Annotated in this window: 15 protein-coding genes and 1 pseudogene; 5 read left to right on the top strand and 11 right to left on the bottom strand. The window is 70.0% G+C overall.

Annotated elements, in window-relative coordinates; all coding sequences use genetic code 11:
* Positions 1–36: 36 nt before the first annotated feature.
* From OU787_RS01110 to OU787_RS01100, 3 genes are all read left to right on the top strand, one after another.
* Positions 37–792, top strand: coding sequence for a (2Fe-2S)-binding protein (locus tag OU787_RS01110; protein ID WP_268658208.1), 756 nt, complete (start codon positions 37–39; stop codon positions 790–792).
* A 155-nt stretch (positions 793–947) separates the two neighbouring features.
* Positions 948–2285, top strand: coding sequence for a GH1 family beta-glucosidase (locus tag OU787_RS01105; protein WP_268658207.1), 1338 nt, complete (start codon positions 948–950; stop codon positions 2283–2285).
* A gap of 379 nt (positions 2286–2664) precedes the next feature.
* Positions 2665–3488, top strand: a protein-coding gene (locus OU787_RS01100) for an IS5 family transposase (protein WP_442788398.1) whose coding sequence is annotated in 2 segments (ribosomal slippage) — positions 2665–3006 and positions 3009–3488 — 822 coding nt in all. Because the reading frame shifts where the segments join, the coding sequence is not laid out codon by codon here.
* 233 nt (positions 3489–3721) lie between these two features.
* Here the strand turns inward: OU787_RS01100 and OU787_RS01095 are convergent.
* The gene (locus tag OU787_RS01095; RefSeq protein ID WP_268658205.1) at positions 3722–4354 is read right to left on the bottom strand and encodes a GNAT family N-acetyltransferase; all 633 of its coding nucleotides are present in this window, start codon (positions 4352–4354) and stop codon (positions 3722–3724) included.
* Between the two features lie 245 nt (positions 4355–4599).
* Between OU787_RS01095 and OU787_RS01090 the strand changes: the two genes are divergently transcribed.
* Positions 4600–5211 carry a hypothetical protein gene (locus OU787_RS01090; protein ID WP_268658204.1) on the top strand — a complete coding sequence of 204 codons (612 nt, stop codon included), beginning with the start codon at positions 4600–4602 and terminating at the stop codon, positions 5209–5211.
* A 16-nt stretch (positions 5212–5227) separates the two neighbouring features.
* Here OU787_RS01090 and OU787_RS01085 read toward each other — a convergent pair whose 3' ends face one another.
* The 7 genes from OU787_RS01085 to OU787_RS01055 form a co-directional block, all read right to left on the bottom strand.
* Entirely contained in the window at positions 5228–6319 is a 1092-nt protein-coding gene (locus tag OU787_RS01085) for a hypothetical protein (RefSeq protein ID WP_268658203.1), read from the bottom strand.
* A 334-nt stretch (positions 6320–6653) separates the two neighbouring features.
* Positions 6654–7496: a hypothetical protein gene (locus OU787_RS01080; protein WP_268658202.1), complete on the bottom strand. Its 843-nt coding sequence runs from the start codon at positions 7494–7496 to the stop codon at positions 6654–6656.
* The gene (locus OU787_RS01075; protein WP_268658201.1) at positions 7496–11551 is read right to left on the bottom strand and encodes an AAA domain-containing protein; all 4056 of its coding nucleotides are present in this window, start codon (positions 11549–11551) and stop codon (positions 7496–7498) included. Before OU787_RS01075 ends, OU787_RS01080 begins: the two co-directional genes overlap by 1 nt.
* A 674-nt stretch (positions 11552–12225) precedes the next feature.
* Positions 12226–13088, bottom strand: a protein-coding gene (locus OU787_RS01070) for an IS5 family transposase (RefSeq protein WP_442788618.1) whose coding sequence is annotated in 2 segments (ribosomal slippage) — positions 12226–12714 and positions 12717–13088 — 861 coding nt in all. Because the reading frame shifts where the segments join, the coding sequence is not laid out codon by codon here.
* Between the two features lie 69 nt (positions 13089–13157).
* A complete protein-coding gene (locus OU787_RS01065) occupies positions 13158–13832 on the bottom strand; it encodes a hypothetical protein (RefSeq protein WP_268658200.1) in 675 nt (224 codons plus the stop codon).
* Positions 13833–14087: 255 nt separating this feature from the next.
* Positions 14088–14408, bottom strand: coding sequence for an NIPSNAP family protein (locus tag OU787_RS01060; protein ID WP_268658199.1), 321 nt, complete (start codon positions 14406–14408; stop codon positions 14088–14090).
* Positions 14409–14438: 30 nt separating this feature from the next.
* Entirely contained in the window at positions 14439–15404 is a 966-nt protein-coding gene (locus OU787_RS01055) for an NADP-dependent oxidoreductase (RefSeq protein ID WP_268661778.1), read from the bottom strand.
* 128 nt (positions 15405–15532) lie between these two features.
* Between OU787_RS01055 and OU787_RS01050 the strand changes: the two genes are divergently transcribed.
* On the top strand, positions 15533–16513 hold the full coding sequence (locus tag OU787_RS01050) for a GlxA family transcriptional regulator (protein ID WP_268658198.1): 981 nt from the start codon (positions 15533–15535) through the stop codon (positions 16511–16513).
* 71 nt (positions 16514–16584) lie between these two features.
* Here the strand turns inward: OU787_RS01050 and OU787_RS01045 are convergent, their stop codons facing one another.
* The 3 genes and pseudogenes from OU787_RS01045 to OU787_RS01035 all read right to left on the bottom strand — a co-directional run bounded on the left by OU787_RS01045 (position 16585) and on the right by OU787_RS01035 (position 21261).
* The gene (locus tag OU787_RS01045; protein ID WP_268658197.1) at positions 16585–18114 is read right to left on the bottom strand and encodes an arabinofuranosidase catalytic domain-containing protein; all 1530 of its coding nucleotides are present in this window, start codon (positions 18112–18114) and stop codon (positions 16585–16587) included.
* Positions 18115–18210: 96 nt separating this feature from the next.
* Positions 18211–19881: a glycoside hydrolase family 27 protein gene (locus OU787_RS01040; RefSeq protein WP_268658196.1), complete on the bottom strand. Its 1671-nt coding sequence runs from the start codon at positions 19879–19881 to the stop codon at positions 18211–18213.
* 599 nt (positions 19882–20480) lie between these two features.
* Positions 20481–21261 (bottom strand): annotated as a pseudogene (locus OU787_RS01035) (LysR family transcriptional regulator).
* Positions 21262–21354: the final 93 nt, after the last annotated feature.

The following is a 21354-nucleotide window of genomic DNA, read 5'->3' as shown; positions in this document are numbered from 1 at the left end:
GAGTGAACCCGCGTCTCACGCCCGAAGGAAGCCGCCATGCTCGACCTGCCCGCCCGGCCCGCACCCGCGACCGGCCGCCTCGCCCTGACCTACCGTCAACTCGCCCACGCCTGCCCGGCGCTGACGTTCTCCCTGATGGATGGCGATCCGGCGAACGACGCGTCGGCGGGCGGGGCCCCGGCGGGCGGCCGGGAGTGGATCCCCGCGGACCGGCTCGCCTCCGCCGTCGGGCGGCTCGTCGACGCCGAGGCTGCCCGGATCCGCGACCGCCACGGCCTCGCGCCGCGCCCGCACGTCGCCGCCTCCCGGCTGCTGCACCACCACCTGTGGACCGCCTCCCTGCTGATCAGCGGCGTCTGGTACCTGGAGGGGCGGATCCCGCTCCTCCCGGCCGGCCGGCTGTGGACCGACGCCGCGACCGGCGACTTCGCGCTCCGCCCCGGCGACTGGGCCCCCGGTGACGAAGCCGCCCTGCGCGACGCCGTCGCCGCCCACGTCGGCCCCGTCCTCGCCGCCTTCCAGCCCCTCGTCCGCCGGGGCCCCCGCGCCCTGTGGGGGATGGCCACCGACGACCTGCTCTCCGGCCTCTGGTACCTCGGCCGCATGCTCGGCGAGGAGGACCGCGCCGTCGCCACCGCCACCGCACTCCTGCCCGCCGGCGCCCGGCCGTGGACCGGACCCGCGAACTTCCGCCGCGAGCACGGCGGTTGGACCCGCACCCGGCAGGGCTGCTGCCTCTACTACGCCGTCGACCCGGCCAACCCCTGCGCCACCTGCCCGCGCCGCGCCTGACGCTCCGCCCCGCGCGGCGCGATCGAGCCCGGGCCCGTATCCGCATCCGCACCCGCGTCCGGGGTCGGACCCGGTTCCGCGTCCGGGTCTGGCGTCAGGCGGTCGGACTCCCTAATGTGAGCAGTCCTCATATTATCGAGCGCAAGGGGGCCGCCATGACGGACCGCCACGACCTGCTCGCCGGGTTCCGCTGGGGCGTGTCCACCGCCGCGTACCAGATCGAGGGCGCGGTGGACGAGGACGGCCGGGGGCGCTCGATCTGGGACACCTTCTGCGAACGCCCCGGCGCGGTGAAGAACGGCGACAGCGGGCGCACCGCCTGCGACCACTACCACCGCTGGCCCGAGGACATCGCCCTGATGCGCGAACTCGGCCTGGACACCTACCGGTTCTCGCTCGCCTGGACGCGCGTCCAGCCCACCGGCCGCGGCCCCGCCAACCCCGCCGGGCTCGACTTCTACGAGCGCCTGGTCGACGGCCTCCTCGAAGCCGGCATCACCCCGCTGCCCACCCTCTTCCACTGGGACCTCCCGCAGGCCCTGGAGGACGAAGGCGGCTGGCTGCACCGCGACACCGCCCACCGCTTCGCCGAGTACGCCGCGCTGGCCGCCGACCGCCTCGGCGACCGCGTCCCGGCCTGGATCACCCTCAACGAGCCCTTCGTCCACCTGGTGTACGGCTACGCGCTCGGCATCCACGCCCCCGGCCGCACCCTGATGCTCGACGCCCTGCCCGCCGCCCACCACCAACTCCTCGCCCACGGCCTGGCCGCCGCCGAACTGCGCGCCCGCGGCCGCGAGGTCCTGATCGCCAACAACCTCACCCCGGTACGGCCCGCCTCCGCCGACCCGGCCGACCTCGCCGCCGCCGACGCCTACGACACCCTGCACAACCGCCTGTTCACCGACCCGCTCCTCCTCGGCCGCTACCCCGACCTGACCGCGTACGGAGTCGGCCCGGACCTGCACGGCGCCGTCCAGGACGGCGACCTCGACCTGATCTCCGCCCCCGGCCTGGACGGACTCGGCGTCAACTACTACAACCCGACCCGCATCGCCGCCCCCACCGAGCCCGGCCTCCCCTTCGCCGAGGCCCCCATCGACGGCGTCCCCCCCACCCACTTCGGCTGGCCCGTCGTCCCCGAGGGCCTCACCGAACTCCTCCGCACCCTCCGCGACCGCTACGGCGACGCCCTCCCCCCGATCACCGTCACCGAGAACGGCTGCTCCACCGACGACACCCTCGACGACACCTCCCGCACCGACTACCTGGCCGGCCACCTCGACGCCCTCGCCTGCGCCACCGCCGACGGCATCGACGTCCGCGGCTACTGCACCTGGTCCCTGCTCGACAACTTCGAATGGGCCGAGGGCTACAGCCAGCGCTTCGGCCTGGTCCACGTCGACTTCACCACCCAGCGGCGCACCCCGAAGGCGTCCTTCGCCTGGTACCGCGACCTGATCGCAACTCATCGTGCTTGCAATCAGGCGTAGTCGGGCTTCGGCTGCCGCGGGATGCACGGCCTCTCGGTAACGGCCGAGAGGCCATCCGTCCGACGTGGCCTGCAGTGGGTGTACCCCCCGAGACTGGGCATGAGACAGGGCGTTTGGCAGGTTCGCATCCCCTCGTCAATGGTTAACTGTCGGTCTGTTGTGTGGTACCAGGCCGCCACGTGGTTTCGGGTCCCGCAACGGAGAAATGGCGAGCGTAGTGCGTCAGCGCAGGCTTAGAGCCGGGCGATCCCAGCTACGGCGTGCTCCAGGCCATTCCGTCCTCATCGGGGAGAGCCTGCTTAGAACTCCTAACAAAATGATCAACGGTGTGGTTGGATCCCACTCAGCGTCAGATTGATCATGTGGTGGGGGCGCTGGGGTGGCGCGGCCGAAGCCGTGGCAGGTCAGCGACCAACTGTGGGCGGTGATCGGGTCGCTGCTGCCGAAGACGGAGCGGCGAACGCATCATCCGGGCCGCAGTCGGCTGGACGACCGGCTGGTCTTCCAGGGGATCCTGTTCGTCCTTCACACCGGGATCTCCTGGGAACACTTGCCGCAGGAGCTGGGGTTCGGCTCGGGAATGACCTGCTGGCGGCGCCTGGCCGAGTGGCACGAGGCGGGTGTGTGGCAGCGTCTGCACGAGGCCTTGCTCGCCGAGCTCCGGGCCGCCGACGTGCTCGACTTCTCCCGCGCGACGGTGGACTCCTCACACGTCAGGGCTCTAAAGGGGGGGGCTCCAAGACGGGACGAAGCCCCGTTGACCGGGGCAAGACGGGCAGCAAGCACCATCTGATCACCGATGCGACCGGGATCCCGCTCGCCTTCACGCTCACCGGCGGCAACCGCAACGACGTCACACAGCTCATCCCACTCCTGGAAGCGGTGCCGCCGGTGCGCGGCAAGCGAGGCCGACCACGGCGGCGCCCCGACGTGGTACTGGCGGACCGCGGCTACGACCACGACAAGTACCGTCGTATGGTGCGCGAACTGGACATACGGCCACTCATCGCCCGCCGCAACACCGGGCATGGTTCCGGTCTGGGAGTTCAGAGGTGGGTGGTCGAGAGGGCGTTCGCACTGCTGCACCACTTCCGTCGCCTGCGGATCCGCTGGGAGATCCGCGACGACATCCACGAGGCCTTCCTGTCTCTCGCGTGTGCGCTCATCTGCTGGAGGAGACTGCGCTCCGTGCGGTCCTCGTGAAGCTCCATCGCCGGCTCAGAGCGGGCTGATTCTCTTTGAGCGCGTCGAGGCGATGTTCCAACGCGGCGGCCACGGCCTGGCGGGCGGAGTACGGCGAGTTCCGCGTTCCGGTCCTCGACCATGTCCCCACCCTGCCCTTGTTCCGGCCCGTGCGCTGCCAGGGCTGACCTAGAGCCGAACCCCGTTCCGGATCAGGAGTGCCGCCAGCTCGGGACCGTCCTCGGGGCGGTGGTTCACCCCTTGTAGACCAGCCCAGTCAGATTCGCGTGCGCACTCCAGCCCAGCGACGCGTACAGCGCCTGGCCCTCGACCGTCGCCCCGAGCACGGCAGTCTCAGCCCCCTGCTCCAGCGCGGCATTGCCGAGCACCCGCATCACCGTGCTGCCCAGGCCCCGCCGCCGGTGCGCCTCGTCCGTCGCCACCCGGTCGACCACGGCCACTCGGCCCACGACGGCGGTCCAGCCGTCGGCGGCGTACTCCCCGGCCCCGGTCCGCACGCGTACGTGGACGACCCCGTCCACCACATCGGTGCTCAGCTCGTACCCGGCTGGCACCCGGACTTCGGCCGGGCGCAGCGGCGCGGTCATCATGATCTCGGGCCCGCCGATCTCCCAGCCCTCCCCGGCCCAGGCCAGCGCGGGCCGCGGGTCCACGAACGCCTTGATCCAGGTGTACGGCACACGCTGCGCTGCCTCCGCCGCCGCCCGCACCAGCTCCTCGCGCGGGTCGAGCAGCACGTGCCGCGCCCGCTCCCGCTTACGCGGCGTCTCTACCCGCAGCCCCCACGGGTGTTCCACCGGCCCGACGTCCTGCCGCGCCTTGGCCAGTCCCGCGACCCACCCCAGCATCAGCTCCGTGTCCAGCACGAGCATTCCCCCTACACGTGATCGAAACGCACAGCCTAACCGCCGTGCGCCCTCCGGCTCTCCTCAGAGGACGTCGGCACATTTCGTTAGAAGTTCTTATGCCTGATGCGTGAAAGGCTCCGCGTTACCCGGGATCCGGCCTCCAGTTGCTTGCCGTCGTCAACGACGTCCGCCGGAGAATTCGTCCGGGGCTTGCGTGGAGGGTTCCTGGCCGTCACGCCAGCCGGTAGGGCAGGGTGGTACCCATGGCAAGTGTGGTGAATCCCACGACGTGGCGCTCGGTGCGCGAAGCGGCGTTGCCGCAGATCTCTTCGGAGAGCGAAGGTGCCGTGTTCTCGGTCTTGGGTACCCGTGCCCTCCTGCTGTACCGGGTCGATGAGAGCGAGTGCCGCAGACGGCAGGTGGTCGGTGCCGAGCGACTGAGAAGCATCCCCGCGCTGGAGTGCCTGCTCGGTCTTCCGGTCGGTCTTCCGGTTCCGGTGGGTTCCCTCCCGGATCAGGCCGAGGTTCGTGGCCTTCCGGGAGGAGCTGTCGAGTGGGGCGCCGATCTGGTGACGCGCCGGGCGGTCCGACCGCTCGCTGTTGACCTCGCGGTCGTGCGGGCTGCTGGTTGGCGGACGGGTCTGGAACGAGCAGGCCGGTTCGCGCCGTTTTGCCGCCGAGCTGTCCTGCTCGACGAGGTTCTGCACGCGCGGTCGGACGAGATCTTGGCGGAGGCCGCTTTCTACGGCATCGGCGTGCTGGTCAATGAGCCGGACGGTATTCGGATCGCCTTGGAGCCCGAGGCGTACCGGCCGCAGCGGCACACCGCTGCGGCGTGGCACTTCGTCGAGGAGCTGTACGGGCGGTTGGTCTGAGCCGCCAGTCTGCCCGTCAGTCGGCTCCCGCGCCGGCCGGTGCCGAGGGCGCCGCATCGAGGAGGGACCACCTCAGCAATTGCGGTTGGACCTTGAAGCCGTCCGGCTGCTGGATGGCGGCGTTGACGAGTGGGTACCGGTCCACTGCGGCCCGGCAGCGTTCCTGCCACCACCTCTGGCGCTCTGGTCCAACCTCCAGGGTCTGCAGCGTCTGCTGCCAGGACATCAGCACGGCCGTGTTGTGCTGCGCTGCCGACCTGGCGTCGCGGTTGCTCGGGAAGCTGTCCAACGTCCGATGCCCGTAGGCAGCGCACTCGCACACGGGTGCGTGCGTCGCGGCGAAACGGCGTGCGAGGGTTTTGCCGAGGAACAGGGCCATCAACTCGGGAAACAGTACGGCCGGGGAGTCGGCGAACCCCGAACTCTTCGCAGGCTCACCGGGCGGGACGACGTGCCGGAAGCGTCCCGACAGCCCGTAGGCGGCGAACACTGCGCCTCGTGCCAGTGCTCCGAATGCCGCGAGATCGGCCCGCAGCACCGCAGTTCCCGGTACTTGGGCCAGTACCCGCGCCAGCCCGGCCAACGCGTCGGGAAAACTCGCCAGCGGGTCCAACTGGCCACCGAGCATGATGGCTTTCATACCCGGTGCCGCGCTCGCTTCTTCGATGAAGCTGCCGACCAGGTCGTCGTGCAGCCAGCCGACGTCGATTGGGAGGGTGAGTACGATCCGGGGGTCCTCCCGCGCCGCCACATCGCGTACAGCAGCTCGTACAGCGGCTGTGTCCCCGGCTCGGAGGTATCCAGTCGGCGCGAGCGCCGCCGTCGCGCCTGCGGCGAGCTGTTCCTGGACTGCTTGGCCGAGCGGATCCGCTGTGGGCAGCTCGTCAGTTCGCGAGAAGAATGGCTCGCTCGCCGTCGCGACGGTGTTCTCGTAAAACGCCGGGTCGGCGATGAGTACGCCTTCGTAGTCGTTGCCCCGTAGCTCCGACGCCTTTCTGAGGGCCTTCGGTCCACTGATCACGAGCCCGCTGCGGGCGGGGTCCAGCTGGTTCCGCACAAACCCCACTCGGGAGGCGTCCACCTGGATCAGCAGCCGGTCGGTGAGCAACTCCGGCCGACCAAAACGGTTTTGGTTGACAATGTGGGACCTCGAACGTCGGGAAGACCTACGAGGGCGGGGGAGTGGAACAGAGGAGTCGGACATGGCCTCGCCTTCAAATCGGCGGAAACACTCGACGACGTACTCGTGGTTCTACTGTACGGAGCTGACTGACACTCCGTGGTTCGTGGCTGCACCAATGACCATGGAAAAAACCGGAGTTGGTCGATGATCGGCTGGCTGCGGCCTGGACGACATCATGTTCTGCGAGGTGCAGGAGACGTCGTGCGGTTGGTGTTGTGACCTCATCGCTGTCCACCAGGCGCGATACGCCGGGTAGTGGTCAGTCCAGGCGACTCGACTCAAGATCGTTAAGGACGGCGAGGACCGGTCCCCAGCACATCATGACAGTGTCGTGATCGGGATCGATCCCGCGTTCCCGCTGTTGACGAAGGTGGACGAAGTTGCGGTACTCGCGGACGATTTTCATGAAGTCGTGAGCGTCGACCTGAATCCAACCCCGGGACCGGGCGGTGTCCAGTAGTAGTGCCAGGCCGGCCTTGGCCGCCAGCACCGGCCTTCCTCCGTTGGGATTCGGGAACCCCTGGGCCAGGCCCGGGTCGCGTTTGATCAGTACATCGAGCAGGAGACCTTCGGTGAAGCTTCCGATGCCGATGAGAGCGAAAACGTGTGCTCCGTTGTCCGCGCAGATACGGGTCTCGTTCACCCGCTGCATCAGCTGACGCGTGATTTCGTCACTGCTGGCCAGTCGTCGGACTCGCGCTTCCAAGTCCTCGGGCGGACTGAAGGTGGTCGACCGGCCGTCCTGGCCGAGTGCGCCCACCATCGGGCGGCCGCCAACGTAAGTGATCGACAGTTGCTCTGCGGCGAGGACCTGGTTGAGACCCTGCCGGAGTAGATCGGCGGACGCCATGCCGTCGTCGTACTCCAGCGGATCGCAGATACGGCCCAGGAGGCGGCTGACGGCGGCTTCGTCACCGGCCGAGTCCATGATCGTGTCGGTCAGCCAGGACACCCGCGCCGTGCCGTCGTACTCGACGGATACCGGCCATGCCGCTCGTTTCAGCAGCTCGGCGAGCTGGTAACCGGGGCGTTCGAAGGGGCCGTCCACGTCCACGACGAGTCGCGCGATGCGTTGGATGGTCATGGGGTCGAGCGGGGCCATCAGATGTGCTCCTTGTCTGCGAACTGTTGAGAGTGATCGAAGGCCTGGTTGAGGCGTTCGACGATGACCCGTCCTCGCTTCTGGAAGCCGAGTTCGGCCATGGCCTGACCGATCCGGGCGTCACGGTCGAGTTGGTAGCCGTCGCTGAGAATCCAGCCGGCGAGCGCCCGGAGATCCGTGTCGGAGTAGGTGCCGATGCTGCCACCGGGCGTCAACGGCGGTCTGTGTCCTCGCCGCGTCGACGCCTCTTCTGCCCGGCGCGGAGCGGGGACCGAGGCCTGAGGTGCTGTGCGGTTGGGCGGATCGTCGGCCGCACGGACGACGTCCTGCCAGACACCGACAAGTCGGGCCGTCTCGGCCTGGGGGGCGGCGAACCAGTCCGCGGCCCAGATCCGGTGGAACTGCCATCCGAGCCGTTCCAGGTGCGCCTGGCGGAGCCGGTCACGGTCTCGTGCGCTTGCTGTGCGGTGGTAGCGGTCGCCGTCCGTCTCCACGGCGAGCAGCATCTGGCCGGGCCGTTCGGGATGAGCCAGCGCGAAGTCGATGCGGTAGCCGGAGACACCCCATTGTGGGACGGCGGGAACGCCTGAGGACCGCAGCGCCTCCAGCACCTGCTGTTCGAAAGGGTTCAGCTCGTACGTTTCCTGGCGTCCACCCGACCGGGTGAGGTCCCCCTGGACAGAGCAGTACTCGAGGAAGAGGCGCAGCAGTTCAGGGCCGCGGTTCTTCGTTTCGGCACGCGGGCCGAAGTCGTGGTGGGAGAACGAGCTGACGACTGTCATGCAGTTGCGTGCACGTGTGATGGCGACGTTGAGCCGACGCTCTCCGCCTTCGTTGTTGAGCGGCCCGAAGCGTTGGGCAAGCCGGCCGTTGGCGGCCTTGGCGTATCCGATGCTGAGGATGATGGCGTCGCGTTCGTCACCCTGCACGCGTTCGAGGTTCTTGATGAAGAAGCGGCGGCCGGGGCCCGCCTCGGGGCTGAAGTAGTCCTGCAGGTCCGGCTGAGCTTCGAGGGCTCTGCGCAGGGCGAGATCGATGCGGTCGGCGTGCCGTTGGCCCATGGTGATGATGCCGAGACTGAGGTCGGGGGTGCGGGAGGCATGGTCGAGGGCCAACTCCACCACTCGCTCGACCTCTTGAGGTGCGGATCCGTCCTGGCCGGGCAGCGCGTGCCCGTCGACGACCTCCAGACGGATCGGACTTTCGACGGCGGTCCCGGGGAACGTGACGAGCTGGTCGCGGTAGATCTCGCGGTTGGAGAAGGCGATCAGCCTCTCGTCACTGCTCCGGTAGTGCCAGCGGAGGGTGTGGACGTGGGGCAGCCGACTGCTGAGCAAATCCAGGAGCGATTCGAAGACGCCAGGATCGTTCCCGTCCTCGTCGTCAGTGTCCTCCTGGCTGTCCGTGCCGCTCAGCACGCGGCTGAAGAACGAGGTGGGCGGCAACTGGTTCCGGTCGCCCGCGACGACGACCTGGCGACCCCGCATGATCGACGTCATGGCGTCGTGCGGCAAGATCTGGCTGGCCTCGTCGAAGACCACCACGTCGAACAGCCGGGTGGCCGGTAGTACCCGGCTGACCACGAGCGGCGACATGGCCCAACAGGGTTTGGCTGCCAACAGCACGTCGGGGGCCTTGGCGACCAGTTTGCGCAGGGGCAGGTGGCGCGTCTTGCGAGCGGCCTGGTCGCGGACTACGGCGTTCTGGTCACGGTGGGTATCGCGGGTCTTGCGCAGCCGGGCCGCCACGGAGTAGCGCACGCGACCGGCATTGGCGGTCATGTGGTCGCTGTCGGCGCGGCGGAACTGTGTGACGGCGTGGTCGTGTTCCCGCCCGGTGAAGGTGCGAACGTGCTGGGAATGCATCTTGATCTCGTCGAGAACGGATGACCACCAGGCGTACTGGAACCGATCGACCACCGCCTCTGGCACAGGGAGGCTCTGAGCCACCTCGTCAAGCAGCGGGCCAAGACCGGCAGCCTCCAGACGGTCGGTCAGTTGGTTGAGTTCGGGCATCTGGTACAGCGTTCCGCGGTCGGCGTCGAGTTCTCGTACGATCTCGGCTACCTCATCGGCAGGCTTCTTCGCCCAGTCGTCGACACCCGCACAGAGGGCCACTGCGGCGAGCCGGTCGCGAAGCTCGATGAAGTCCTTCAGGGCGGTGCCGAGCTCGGGGACTGCGGAAGGCGGTGCGCCGTTCACCGACACGTTCTGCCAACGGGTTCGTTGCTCCTGGGCCTGGAGCAGCCGAGTGTGGAGAACCTTGCGGTCGCGCAGTCCGTCCCGATGGATGGCCGCGGCCTCACGGACCAAGGAACGTCGCTGCCACCAGCCGATGGACTGCCCATGCTGCTTGCGCCAAGCCCGGTCAGCGGTAGCGGCGACGAGCCGGTCGAGCTGCGGTCCGAAGACCTCCGGGGTGAACTCTTCGAAGGTGCCGGACACGGCCTGCAAGAGATCCAGTAGCTGCTGCCAGCCGTGGACATCCTGTGCCTGGCACAACCCTGCTGCGGTGATGAGCGCCTCGATCTCCCGGCGGGTGTCCAGGAACGCCGTGCCCGCCAACTGGTCGAGTCGTTCCAGGACCGGACGGAGTTCCGCGACGTCCCGTACGCGGGTGCGAGCCCAGGGAGACTGGCCGCGCCGAATCTGCAGTCCCTTCCGGCTGACGAATTTGTGCAAGTCCTGCTCCACCTGTTGCCGTGAAGCCAGGTCCAGTTGCTTCAAGACACCGCCGCGCAGACGCCAGCGTGTCTGGCGCTCGGGCGGAATTCCCGATAGCGCAGCCATGACCTGGTAAGCGCTGACTCCCCAGGGGGACCGAGGCTGGTGGAACTCGGCGACGTGACGGCCGGTCTGACCACGGAAGTGCTCGAGTGAAGCGTGCAACTGCTCAGGGCGCGGCGGCGGCTCCTGGCCGGACCGGTCGAGGGTCTCAAGAAGCTGTTGGGCCAGTTGGCGACGGTTCAGCTTGTTCCCATGGAGATCGAGAACGAGTCCATCGAGGTCGACCTGGGCGAGTCGGTCGGTAACGGCCTCGATTGCGGCACGCTTCTCCGCGACGAAGAGGATGCGTTGTCCCTCAGCAGCCAACGCGGCGATGAGGTTGGCGATGGTCTGGCTCTTCCCCGTTCCGGGAGGACCCTCAATGACCACATGTCGGCCGGCTAGTACGGCGCGGATCGCCTGTTGCTGAGAGTCGTCGGCATCGTGGACGAGGAACTCCTGCCGTGGTGGGATCTCGCCCCCCGCGGGAGGATCCCCCACGTCCTCCAGCAACGAGTGCGCCGCCTTGCTGTCACCGGCGATGGCGGCGATGACGGGGTGTTCGGCGAGCAATGGGGCAGATTTCTTCAGGTCGTTGACCATGGGCAGCCGGTCGAAACTGAAGGCCCCGACCACAAGGCGTTCCTCGAACGACCCGGACAGCCCGCTCCGGCGAAGGGCCTTGGCGAGGAGGTCGTACACAGCACGTACCCGGGTACCCGGATCCGTCTGTTCCTCAAGCGTGGCGGACGCCTGGTCGGCCAGTTGGTCGAGGTCGGTGTCCAAGCCGTACTGGCGGTTCAGCGCGTACAGCAGGACCGGATTGATCTCCGGCTCGCCGTCGACCTGGAGGACGAAGTCACTCTCGGTGGCCGTGCGCGGCTGGATCGTCAGGGGAAGCAGTACGAGGGGGGCGCGTAGCGGGAGGACGATGGTTGTGCCACGTGTCTTCGGCGGGTCCACGTTCAGCAGCCCGCAGGCCAGGCGACCCGCCTCGACACCCTGTTCCTCGTCCAACTCCAGGATCCGGCGCCGCAGGTAGCGTGCGCGAAGGCAGGCGGATTTGTGATCGGACGGATCGGGGACGAGGCTCGCAAGCCGGACCTTTCGGCCAGTCAGTAGCGCGTGCTGCTGCTCGACGGAGGTGGCGGTCAGGTCGAGACTGCCAGTCTTCGTGTCCTTGAAGTGCAGCAGTGTGTTGCGCGGTCCGAGATCAATGAGTTCGTCGGCCCATCGCTGAGCCTGGGAGGCCACGGCCTCCTCACGCGCGCGAGTGGCGGTGCCGTTCACTTTGCTACCCCTCTGGTCCGATCCTCTTCGTGAGCCCGCCTGGTCGGTAGGCGAACGCACCAGAGTACGAGCTTTGTTGAGAGGAGGAGAGGAAATCGGAGCTTGATCGCAGATCACAGGGAGCGCATAGGAGTGTCGCTTGCGTGTAGCCGTGCGCCCCGTGCGCGGCGTCGCGAAACTGGTGTTTTGTGGGCAAACGCGGCCAGGGGTGGGCTCAACGGTGCACGCGCTGGCCGAGCCCACGTCGACTTCGCCACCCAACTGTGCATCCTGAAGGCGTCGTTCGCCTGGTGTGGCGACTCGATCGCCGCCCACGGTGCCCGCTGTCTGCAGTAGTCGGCCTCCTGTTACGGCAGGCCGGGACGGCCTCTCGACAGCTGTCGGGAGGCCGTCCGGACGGCGCGGTTCTGCCTGCGCCGGAAACGGTTGGCCGTGGTGTTCGAGCGGACCACCGGCGCTCCGGTGGTCGGTCAGGGACCCGGCAGCTCGAACCCGACGGCGGTCAGGGCTTCCTCGGCGGGTGAGGAAGGGAGCGTCGTCGGCCTGGTCGAACGCCTTCAGGTGGGGCCCCTGGTCGGTAACCGCGATGGTGGCCGGGAATCCGATCCGGGCAGCGGCGGCGCGTACCGCCGTGATGAGTGCGCCGGCGGGCGACCTAGGCAGTTTCGTTTGGATCAGCGGGCGGACCAGAGGAAGATGCCTGCGATGTGGAGTCCGGCCAGGTAGATGGTGGCGGTCTTCTCGTAGCGGGTAGCAATGCCGCGCCACTGTTTGAGGCGGTTGATGCACCGCTCGACGGTGTTGCGCTGCCTGTAGGCCTCGAGGTCGAAGGAGGGCGGCCTACCTCCACGGCTGCCGCGCCGCAGCCGGTTCGCCCGTTGGTCCGCTGGGACCGGGATCGCCATGCGGATCCCGCGTGCGCGCAGGTGCTCGCGAATGGCGCGTGAGGAGTACGCCTTGTCGGCCAGGACCACGTCGGGCCTGGTGCGCGGCCGTCCGCGCGGCCGGGGGACGCGCAGGCGGGCCATCACCGCGGTGAAGACGGGAGCGCAGCCGGCCTGGCCCGCGGTCAGCACGAAGGCCAACGGTCGGCACCGGCCGTCCGCGGCGAGGTGGATCTTCGTGGTCAGCCCGCCGCGGGAGCGTCCGATGGCGTGGTCGGCGGGCTCGCCGGACGGGGGCCCCTTTTACGGGCCCCGGCCGCGTGCTGGTGCGCGCGAACGATCGTGGAGTCCACCGACACCGCCCAGTCGAGGTCCTCAACGGCGTCCGCCTGGGCCATGAGAGCGGTGAACACCCGCTCCCACGTGCCGTCGACGGCCCACATCCGTAGCCGGTTGTAGACGCCCTGCCAGTTGCCGTACTTCTCCGGCAGGTACACCCACTGCGAACCGGTCTGGAACTTGAACGCGATCGCGTCGATCACCTCACGGTGATCACGCCACCGGCCACCGCGTCTCGGCGTCCGGTCCGGCAGCAACGGCTCAATCCGCGCCCACTGCGCGTCAGTCAACGACACACCCAGACCAACGAGCAGCAGATCTAAGTGGAACTACCTAACTGGGCGGTCCGGCGGCACCGGCGTTGTTCGCGATATTTCGGGAGCTCAGCTGCCAGACGGGTAACCGATTTCCGCGACGTCCCCGGCGAGGGCAGCAAGTTCCAGCTGCGGGTTCAATGCGTGCACGACTTCCTGGGTGAGCGGACGCAGGGCGTACACGTGGCGGACGGCGTCGAGGTCGACGTCCGCCTCGTAGTACTTCTCGGCGAAGCTTCGGTAAGCCTCGGGGCTGCCGTCCAGCAGCACGTCGAACAGCCAGGCGGCGCCACCATCGTCCTCGTGGCCGTCCGGGTCGGGTGCGGGGTTCCCGGTGCGCCAAGTCGAGTCAGTGGCCTCGCGCCAGAAGCACGTCGTGGCCTCCGGCACGCCGTCCTCGTCGCAGAAGGCGGGCTCCGCCAGCTGCGCCTGGAACGCCTCCGGTACCCCGTCGAACAGCCCGGGCCAAGCTTGCTCCGGGAACTGTAGGTAGGGGCTCAGTGCGGACTCGTGGTCGAACCCGGTGGCGAAGGCGCCCCCAGCGGAGAAGACGATCCGGTACGCGTTGCCGTAGCCGTCCCGCATCGAGGCCATCACCTCGCCGGGTGCCCAACGGGAGTCGCACGAGTAGTACCGGTTTGCCCAGATCGGGCTGAGGACGGCGTCCAGCATTGCCATGGCGCGGCAGCGGTCCAGGACCGCCGGGAGGTCTGGCAGTCGGCTGATCAGTTGGGAAACGGACATGCGGTCATCCAAGCACCTCCCTCCGATACCCGACCGCCCTGACCACTGTCCCGACCAGCTCGCCTCGGCGCCAACGGCTGCTGCTCACTCGCCTTCCATCTCACGCCCGCTGATCCAAACGAAACCACCTGGGCGACCGACGAGGCGAGGGTCGACTTCCGCAGGGCGTCGGAGCTCGTGGGGGTTCCTTCGCCGGAGTGGGGGAACGGGTGGGCGGGTGGTGAGTGGTGGTGACGGGCAGCGGCCGGGACCGGGTCACCGCAGGGGCGAAGCCGGGGTGGGGACCGCGCGGGTGACGACGGACTCCTCGGGGATCAGCAGGCCGCGGACGGCCGGGCCGATCTCGTTCTTCCAGCGGTCGTGCTGGTAGACGGCCGTGTACAGGGCCTCGCTCTGGGCCTCGTCCTCGAACCGGCGCATCCACACGTAGCCGTCCTCGTCCTGGGCGTCGACGAAGGAGGCGGTCACATCCATGCCCAGCGAAGCCTGGAACGGGATGACCACGTCCTCCATGTAGCGCACCCACTCCTCGCGGCGTCCGGGCCGGGCCCGGTAGTGGCGGATCTCGTAGTACATGCTGCTGCTCCGTGCTCCTCCCGAAGGCGGTCAGTCGGTGACGGTCAGGACGATCTTGCCGCGGGTGCGGCCGGTCTCGACGCGGGTGTGTGCCGCGGCGACCTGTTCCAGCGGGAAGGTCTCCTCCACCTCGACGTCCACTTCACCGGCGTCGATCAGGCCGGCGATCGTGGCCAGTGCCGCGCCGTCCGGCTCGACCAGGTACGGGGTGACCCGCACGCCGGCGGACTCGGCGGCCCGGGCCAGTTCCGGGGAGACGCCGGCCGGGACGGCCACCAGCAGGCCGCCCGGGCGCAGGACCTCCAGCGAGCGGGTGGCGGTCCGGTCGTGCGCGTCGCCCACCAGGTCGATGACGACGTCGACGTCGGCGGCGGCGTCCTCGAAGCGGGTGGTGGTGTAGTCGATGGTCTCGGCGGCGCCGAGTCCCCTGAGCCAGGGGTGGCGGGCGGCGCCGGCGACGGCGATCACGTGGGCGCCCAGGTGCCGGGCGAACTGGACCGCGAAGTGGCCCACCCCGCCCGCGGCGGCCGTGATCAGGACGCGCTGACCTGCCCGCACGCGGGCGGTGTCGACCACGGTCTGCCACGCGGTCAGCGCCGCCAGCGGCACGGCGGCCGCGTGCGCGTGGTCGAGGGTGGCCGGCTTGCGGGCCCACTGGCGGGCCGGTGCGGTCACGTACTCCGCGTAGGCGTTCGCGGCGCGCGGGAACCACGGCATCCCGTACACCTCGTCGCCGGGCGCGAGCGTGGTGACGCCGAAGCCGACCTCCTCGACGACGCCGGAGACGTCCCAGCCCAGGGCCGGCGGGAACGCCTGCAGCCTCGCCATGCCCTGGCCCTCGCGGGTCTTCCAGTCCACCGGGTTGACGCCGGCGGCGTGCACGCGCACCAGCACCTCGGTCGGCAGGGGCTCGGGGCGCGCGACCTCCTCGACGGCCAGCACCTCCGGTCCGCCGAACTCCCGCACGGTGACAGCCCGCATGGTGCGCTTGCTCATGTCGTCCTCGCTCATGTCCGTTCCGGTCCTCCTTCCGTCGGAGCTGCGGCCCCGACGGAAGAAAGACTGGCGTGCGTCCGCGGCGGCGGGTGAGTGGCCGGAAGGCCACCTGTCGTACCATTCCGGCCATGCCGCACCGTGTCGTCGTTCTCGCCCTGGACGGAGTCCTGCCACTGGACCTGGGCATCCCGGCCCGGGTGTTCAACGAGGCGTGCGAACCGGACGGGACCCGCCTGTACTCCGTCACCACCTGCTCCCTCGGGGGCCGGCCGGTCCGCACGCACGAGGACTACCGGATCGTCGTCGACCACGACGAGTCGGTGCTGGAGAGCGCGGACACCGTGGTGCTCGCCACCCAGGAGCCGGACGGGCACCTGCTGGCGACCGGCACGCTCCCCGGGGAACTCGCCGCGGCGCTGGGCCGGATCGGGCCGCGGACCCGCATCGTCAGCCTGTGCACCTCGGCCTTCCTGCTCGCGGCGGCCGGTCTGCTCGACGGTCGGCGGGCCACCACGCACTGGGCGCTGTGCGACGCGCTGGCACGGCTGTTCCCCGAGGTCGAGGTCGATCCGGACGTGCTGTTCGTCGACAACGGACGCATCCTGACGTCCGCGGGCGGAGCGGCCGGCATCGACCTGTGCCTGCACCTGGTCCGTCTGGACCACGGGGCGGCGGTGGCCTCGGCGGCCGCGCGGCGCTGCGTGGTGGCGCCGTGGCGCGAGGGCGGGCAGGCGCAGTTCATCGAGCACCCGGTCCCGCCGGACACCGACCGCTCCACGTCGGCGACGCGGCAGTGGGCGGTGGACCGGTTGGCCGAGCCGGTCACGCTGGAGGACATGGCCCGGCACGCGCACATGAGCGTGCGCACCTTCACCCGGCGGTTCCGCAGCGAAGTGGGCAGCAGCCCGCTGAAGTGGCTGGCGCAGCGGCGGCTGGCCCACGCACGCCTGCTGCTGGAGTCCACCGACCTGACCGTCGCGCGGGTCGCCGCCCTCTGCGGCTTCGGCGACCCTGTCGCCCTGCGCAAGCACTTCCACGCGTACGTGGGCCTGTCGCCCCTGGCCTACCGCCGCGCCCACCGTGCCCGGGAACCCGCGGCGGCACGGTGAGCGCGCGCGGGAACGCGGGAACGCGCGGGGCGCCCGTGGCGGAGGCCGCTCGGGGGCCTTTCAGGCGGGGGTCATCCGAGTTTCCACTGCTGGTTGCCCTGGCCGTTGCAGGCCCACAACTGGACCGGGGCGCCGTTCGCCGTCGACGCTCCGCTGACGTCCAGGCAGAGTCCGGACTGGGCGCCGGTGATGGTGCCGTTGGCGTTGCGGACCCACTGCTGGTTGGGCTGTCCGTTGCAGGGCCAGACGATCGCCTTGGTGCCGTTGGCGGTGCCCTTGTCGTTGGCGTCGAGGCACAGCCGGGTGCTGCCGGAGTACACCGTCAGCTGGCCCGAGGAGGTGGCGGTCCAGGTCTGGTTCGCCCCGCCGGAGCAGGAGTAGATCTGGGTCTGGGTGCCGCCGGTGGTACTGGAGTTGGGAACGTCCAGGCACTTTCCGGCGCCGACGGCGTGCAGCGGGCCGGTCGTGGTGCCGGTCCCGGTGCCGGTGCTGTAGCCCGCTGCGGCGATGTTGGCCTGGACGGCGTCGTCGGTGGCGTCGGACGGGTAGCCGCTGACCACGGCGCCCTCGTAGAAGGTCCCCAGGCTCTGGTTGGTGTTGCCGTTGCAGCAGTCGCCGCCGCTGCCGAGGATGACGGCGCCCTGCTGCTTCATCGGGCTGTAACCGGGCGGGAGCGCGCCGTTCCAGAGCGTGGTGAGGCCGCCGGACTGGGCGTCGCCTCCCTTCAGCGCGAAGCGGGTGGTGCCGTTGTTCTTCAGCATCGCGGTGACGTAGCGGCTGGTGAAGGCCCGCTGGTTCTGGTTCCAGGACTGGCTGCCGCCGGAGTACAGGCCGTACTCGAGGTCGGCCTGCACCCACGGGCCGGTCCCGGAGCAGCCGCCGAACCAGCAACTGGTGCCGAAGTAGATGGCGTTCATGGCGCCCGCACCGTCCGCCTTGCGGTCGGTCTCGCTGTTCCCGTAGTCGAAGCAGCAGCCGCCGTTGACGTGCGTCCCGCTGGTCACCATGTACGCGCCCTGGGGGGCGCTGCCCAGCGGCATCCCGGAGGAGGACCCGTCGTGCCAGTAGCTGTTCCCGGGGTTGATGTAGAGCGAGTACGCCTTGGCGCCGCCGAGGCTGAGGGCCTCGCTGGTCGCGCTGGCCGGGGTGTCGCTGCCGCCGGCGCCGCCGGGGCCCTGGTAGGCGAGGTCGTTGCCGTGTCCGGACTGGTCGAAGACGATCGTGACCACGCACGCGGTGCCGGCGCAGAAGGCGTCCTGGGCGGCCGCGTCGGCGACGCCCCCGGCGGCGAGGGGGGCGATGTTCTGGGTCCTGCCGTCCGAGGCCCGGCGGACCTGGTAGAGCGCGCCGCCGTACGCCGCGTAGAGCGCGCGGGTGGTGGAGTGCGCGGCGACGCAGGGCGTGCCGCCCGCCGCGTAGAGGTCGCAGGGGCCGCTGGTGGCGGCCTGCGCGGTGGTGGCGAGTCCTCCCGTTCCGGTCACGGTGCCGACGACCAGCAGGACCGTGGCGAACGCGCGGACCAGCGTGCGGAGTCGGGCGCGGAGCGGGGGCGGGGGCGGGGGTGCGGGCGTCGGGTGGTCCGGACGGCGGCTGTCACGCATGGGGGCTCCCTGCGGCTGGTCGGGTGGGCGTGGGACGGGGGGCGGGGGTGAGGGCGGCGGTGGGCCCGGGATGCGCGCCGGGCCGCCGCGGGGACCTCACAGGGTCCACTGCTGGTTGCTCTGGCCGTTGCAGGTCCACAGGTCGATCAGGGCGCCGTTGGCGGTGGACCTCCCGGTGACGTCGAGGCAGAGTCCGGACTGGACGCTGGTGATCGTGCCGTCGGCGTTCACCTTCCACTGCTGGTTCGTCTGGTTGTTGCAGGTCCAGATCTCCACCTTGGTGCCGGGCGCGGTCTGGTTGTCGTACGCGTCGAGGCACATCTGCGTGCCGCCGGAGGAGACGGTCAGCTGGTTGGAGGCGGTGTGCGTCCACTGCTGGTTGGCCTGGTTGTTGCAGTCCCAGATCTGCACCTGGGTGCCTGCGGTGGTGGTCGAGTTCGGCACGTCCAGGCACTTGTTCGCGCCCACGGCGCGCACCGGTCCGCTGGTGGCCGCTCCGCCGCTGGTGCCGCCGCTGACCCGGAACACGGTGGTGCCGTGGGCCGGGACGGCGGCGCTGATGGTGCCCGTGGTGGTCGAGGTCGCGCCGGACCACAGGTCGGTGAGGCCGTAGCTCGCGGCCCCGGTCTTGCCGATCGCGGCGGCGGAGGTGCTGATCGTCGCGGTCGACCCGGTCTCGTTGAACAGGACCACGGAGACGTCGCCGTTGGCCAGCGGCTTGGCCAGCACGTCGAGACCGCCGACGGAGGAGACCAGGGTGCCCTGCTTGCCCAGCGGGTCCTGGTCCACCGCGATCACCCGGGCGTTGGTGAGCGTGGACAGGGTGTTCGCACTGGCCGAGGCGATGTTGGTGCCGGCGATCAGCGGAGCGGCCATCTCCGCCCACAGGGTGAACTCCGAGCGGCTCTCGGTGTCGGTGAGCGGGCCGTTGCCGACCTCCAGCATGTCCGGGTCGTTCCAGTGGCCGGGACCGGCGTAGGCCGCCAGCTTCACGTTGCTGTGGAAGATCGACAGCATGCTGGAGTAACTCGCGTTGATGTCACCGGTGGTGCGCCAGCTGTTGCCGACGCCGGCGCCCCAGGTCCACACGCTGTCCTCGCCCCAGTTGCACAGGCTGAACAGGATGGGCCGCCCCGTCGCGGCCAGGGCGTCGCGCATCGTGGTGTAGCGGGTCTGCGCGGGGGCCTTGCTGCCGTTGGGGCAGGAGTTCAGCGCGCAGCCCGGCCCGGCGTAGCAGTTGTCGTACTTCAGGTAGTCCACGCCCCAGGCGGCGAAGGTCTGCGCGTCCGTGGTCTCGTGGCCCAGGCTGCCCGGGAAGCCGGCGCAGGTCTGCAGCCCGGCGTCCTCGTAGATGCCCAGCTTCAGCCCCAGCGAGTGGACGTAGTCGGCGGTGCCCTTGATCCCGTCCGGGAACTTGGCCGGATCGGGGACCAGGCGTCCGTCGGAGCCCCGGGTGCGGGTCATCCAGCAGTCGTCGATGTTGACGTACTGGTACCCGGCGCTCTGCATGCCGTTGTCGTGCATGGCCAGCGCCGTGCTCTTGATCAGCGACTCGGAGACGTTGCAGCCGTAGGCGTTCCAGTCGTTGAAGCCCATCGGCGGCGTGGCCGCCGTGCCGTTGCCCAGGGCCGCGGCCGGCGCGGCCGCGCCCAGGGAGAGCAGCGGGACCGCCAGCGACAGGAGCAGGGCCGAGAACGCGCAGGCGAGCGCCCTGCGCAGTCGTGCGCGCGCCGGTGGCCGGGTGGCGGGCGGGTTCGCGTGGAGCATGGGGTCGCCTCCTGGGGGAGTGGTGGGAGTGGTGGCTGTTCCGTGCGGCTCGGCACGCGTGCGCGGCTTCTTTTTGTGCATGACAAACGTGTGCCGGTGGATGGTCCCGTGGGTGCGGGGCGGGGCGGGGCGCCGGAAGGTCCGATCGGGGAGCGGAATTGCCGAGCGGGAAACGGGGGGAGGCTGCGCGCCGGTCATTCCGGTCGGATTCCCGGTCGGATTGCCGATCGGCCGGTGGCGGCGAATTCGAGCCGGATCTCCGGTGGGCGCCGGAAGAGGTGGGCGGGGCGACCGGCTCCTCGCCCGCTGCACGGCCGTGCGGCGCCTCGGGGCGGCCCGCAGAGTCTGCCGGTGGCCGGTTCCGGAGCTCAGGTCCGCATGTCGGCCCCCTTTCGGCGGTGGGTCCGGCGATTCACTGTTAGCGCTAACAATCAATCGCCAAAAAAGATCACCGAGGTGAATTCCCCGGCGTCGGCCAAGGGGAGCTTCCAGTACCCCGCGCGCAGTGTCAACCCTTCCTGCGCGCGGACGCGGACGCTCGCCGCCGAAGGCGCGGCCACGGGCGAGGCCGCGGCCGCGCGCGGGCGTACGGTGACCGGCTACGAAGCCCCGCGGGCGGCCAGTGCGGTTCGCGCCGACGCACGGAGCCAGGCGTGGGCGTGGTCGGTGTCGTAGCGCTGGTGCCACGAAAGGTACACCGGCGCCGGGGGAGTTCGAGCGACAGGGGCAGTACGGCCGGGCCGGGGCCGGCGGCCGCGGCGCGTGCGGTGATCTCGGGAACGGTGACCAGGAGGTCGGTGCCGCGAGCGAACTCCGGCGCGGCCGCTTCGGTGGGGACGGCCGCCACCGCGCGGCGGGCGAGGCCCAGGCGTGCGAGGACGTCGTCGAGGGCGTTGCCGAGGTTCCCGCGCCGCGAGACGGTGAGGTGCTCGGCCGCGGCGTTCTGCTGCGCGGTGACGGTCCGGGTCCCGGGTGAGGGGTGTCCCCGCCGCACGACGGCGACGAGGCGGGTCTCGCCCACCTGCTCGGCGCGGATGTCGGGCGCGCCCGGGCGGTTGGCGTTCGCCGCCAAGTCGACCTCGCCGCAGCGTAGTTCGGGGATTGCGGTGCTCGATTCCGCGACGAAGCGCAGTCGCACGCCCGGCGCCTGCCCGCGGACGGCGATCGCGTACGGCGTCGGGGTCATGGGGCGGCCGGCGCGTACCAGGATCCGGTCCCCGGTGGTGCGCCGGATCCGGCCCGGGCTCCGGCTCATCGCGGGGGCGGTCACGTGCAGCCGGGCGGCCGCCCGGCCACGCTGCCCTCCTCCAGCAGCGCGTCGAGCACGGTGAGCAGGTTCAAATCCAGTTGCGTGGGAGTAATCCCAGCCGTTCCTGACATGCATTTGATGGTAATGCCGGGGGTGGATAACGTCGTCACCACGGCGCCGGACAGAACGTCCTCCCGGCCCGGGATTCTCCAACCTCCTTCACC

The organism is Kitasatospora sp. YST-16 (assembly GCF_026802215.1).
GTDB classification, from domain to species: Bacteria; Actinomycetota; Actinomycetes; order Streptomycetales; family Streptomycetaceae; genus Kitasatospora; species Kitasatospora cineracea.
The sequence above is the reverse complement of the archived record's forward strand: the minus strand, read 5'-3'. Positions and strand labels throughout refer to the sequence as shown.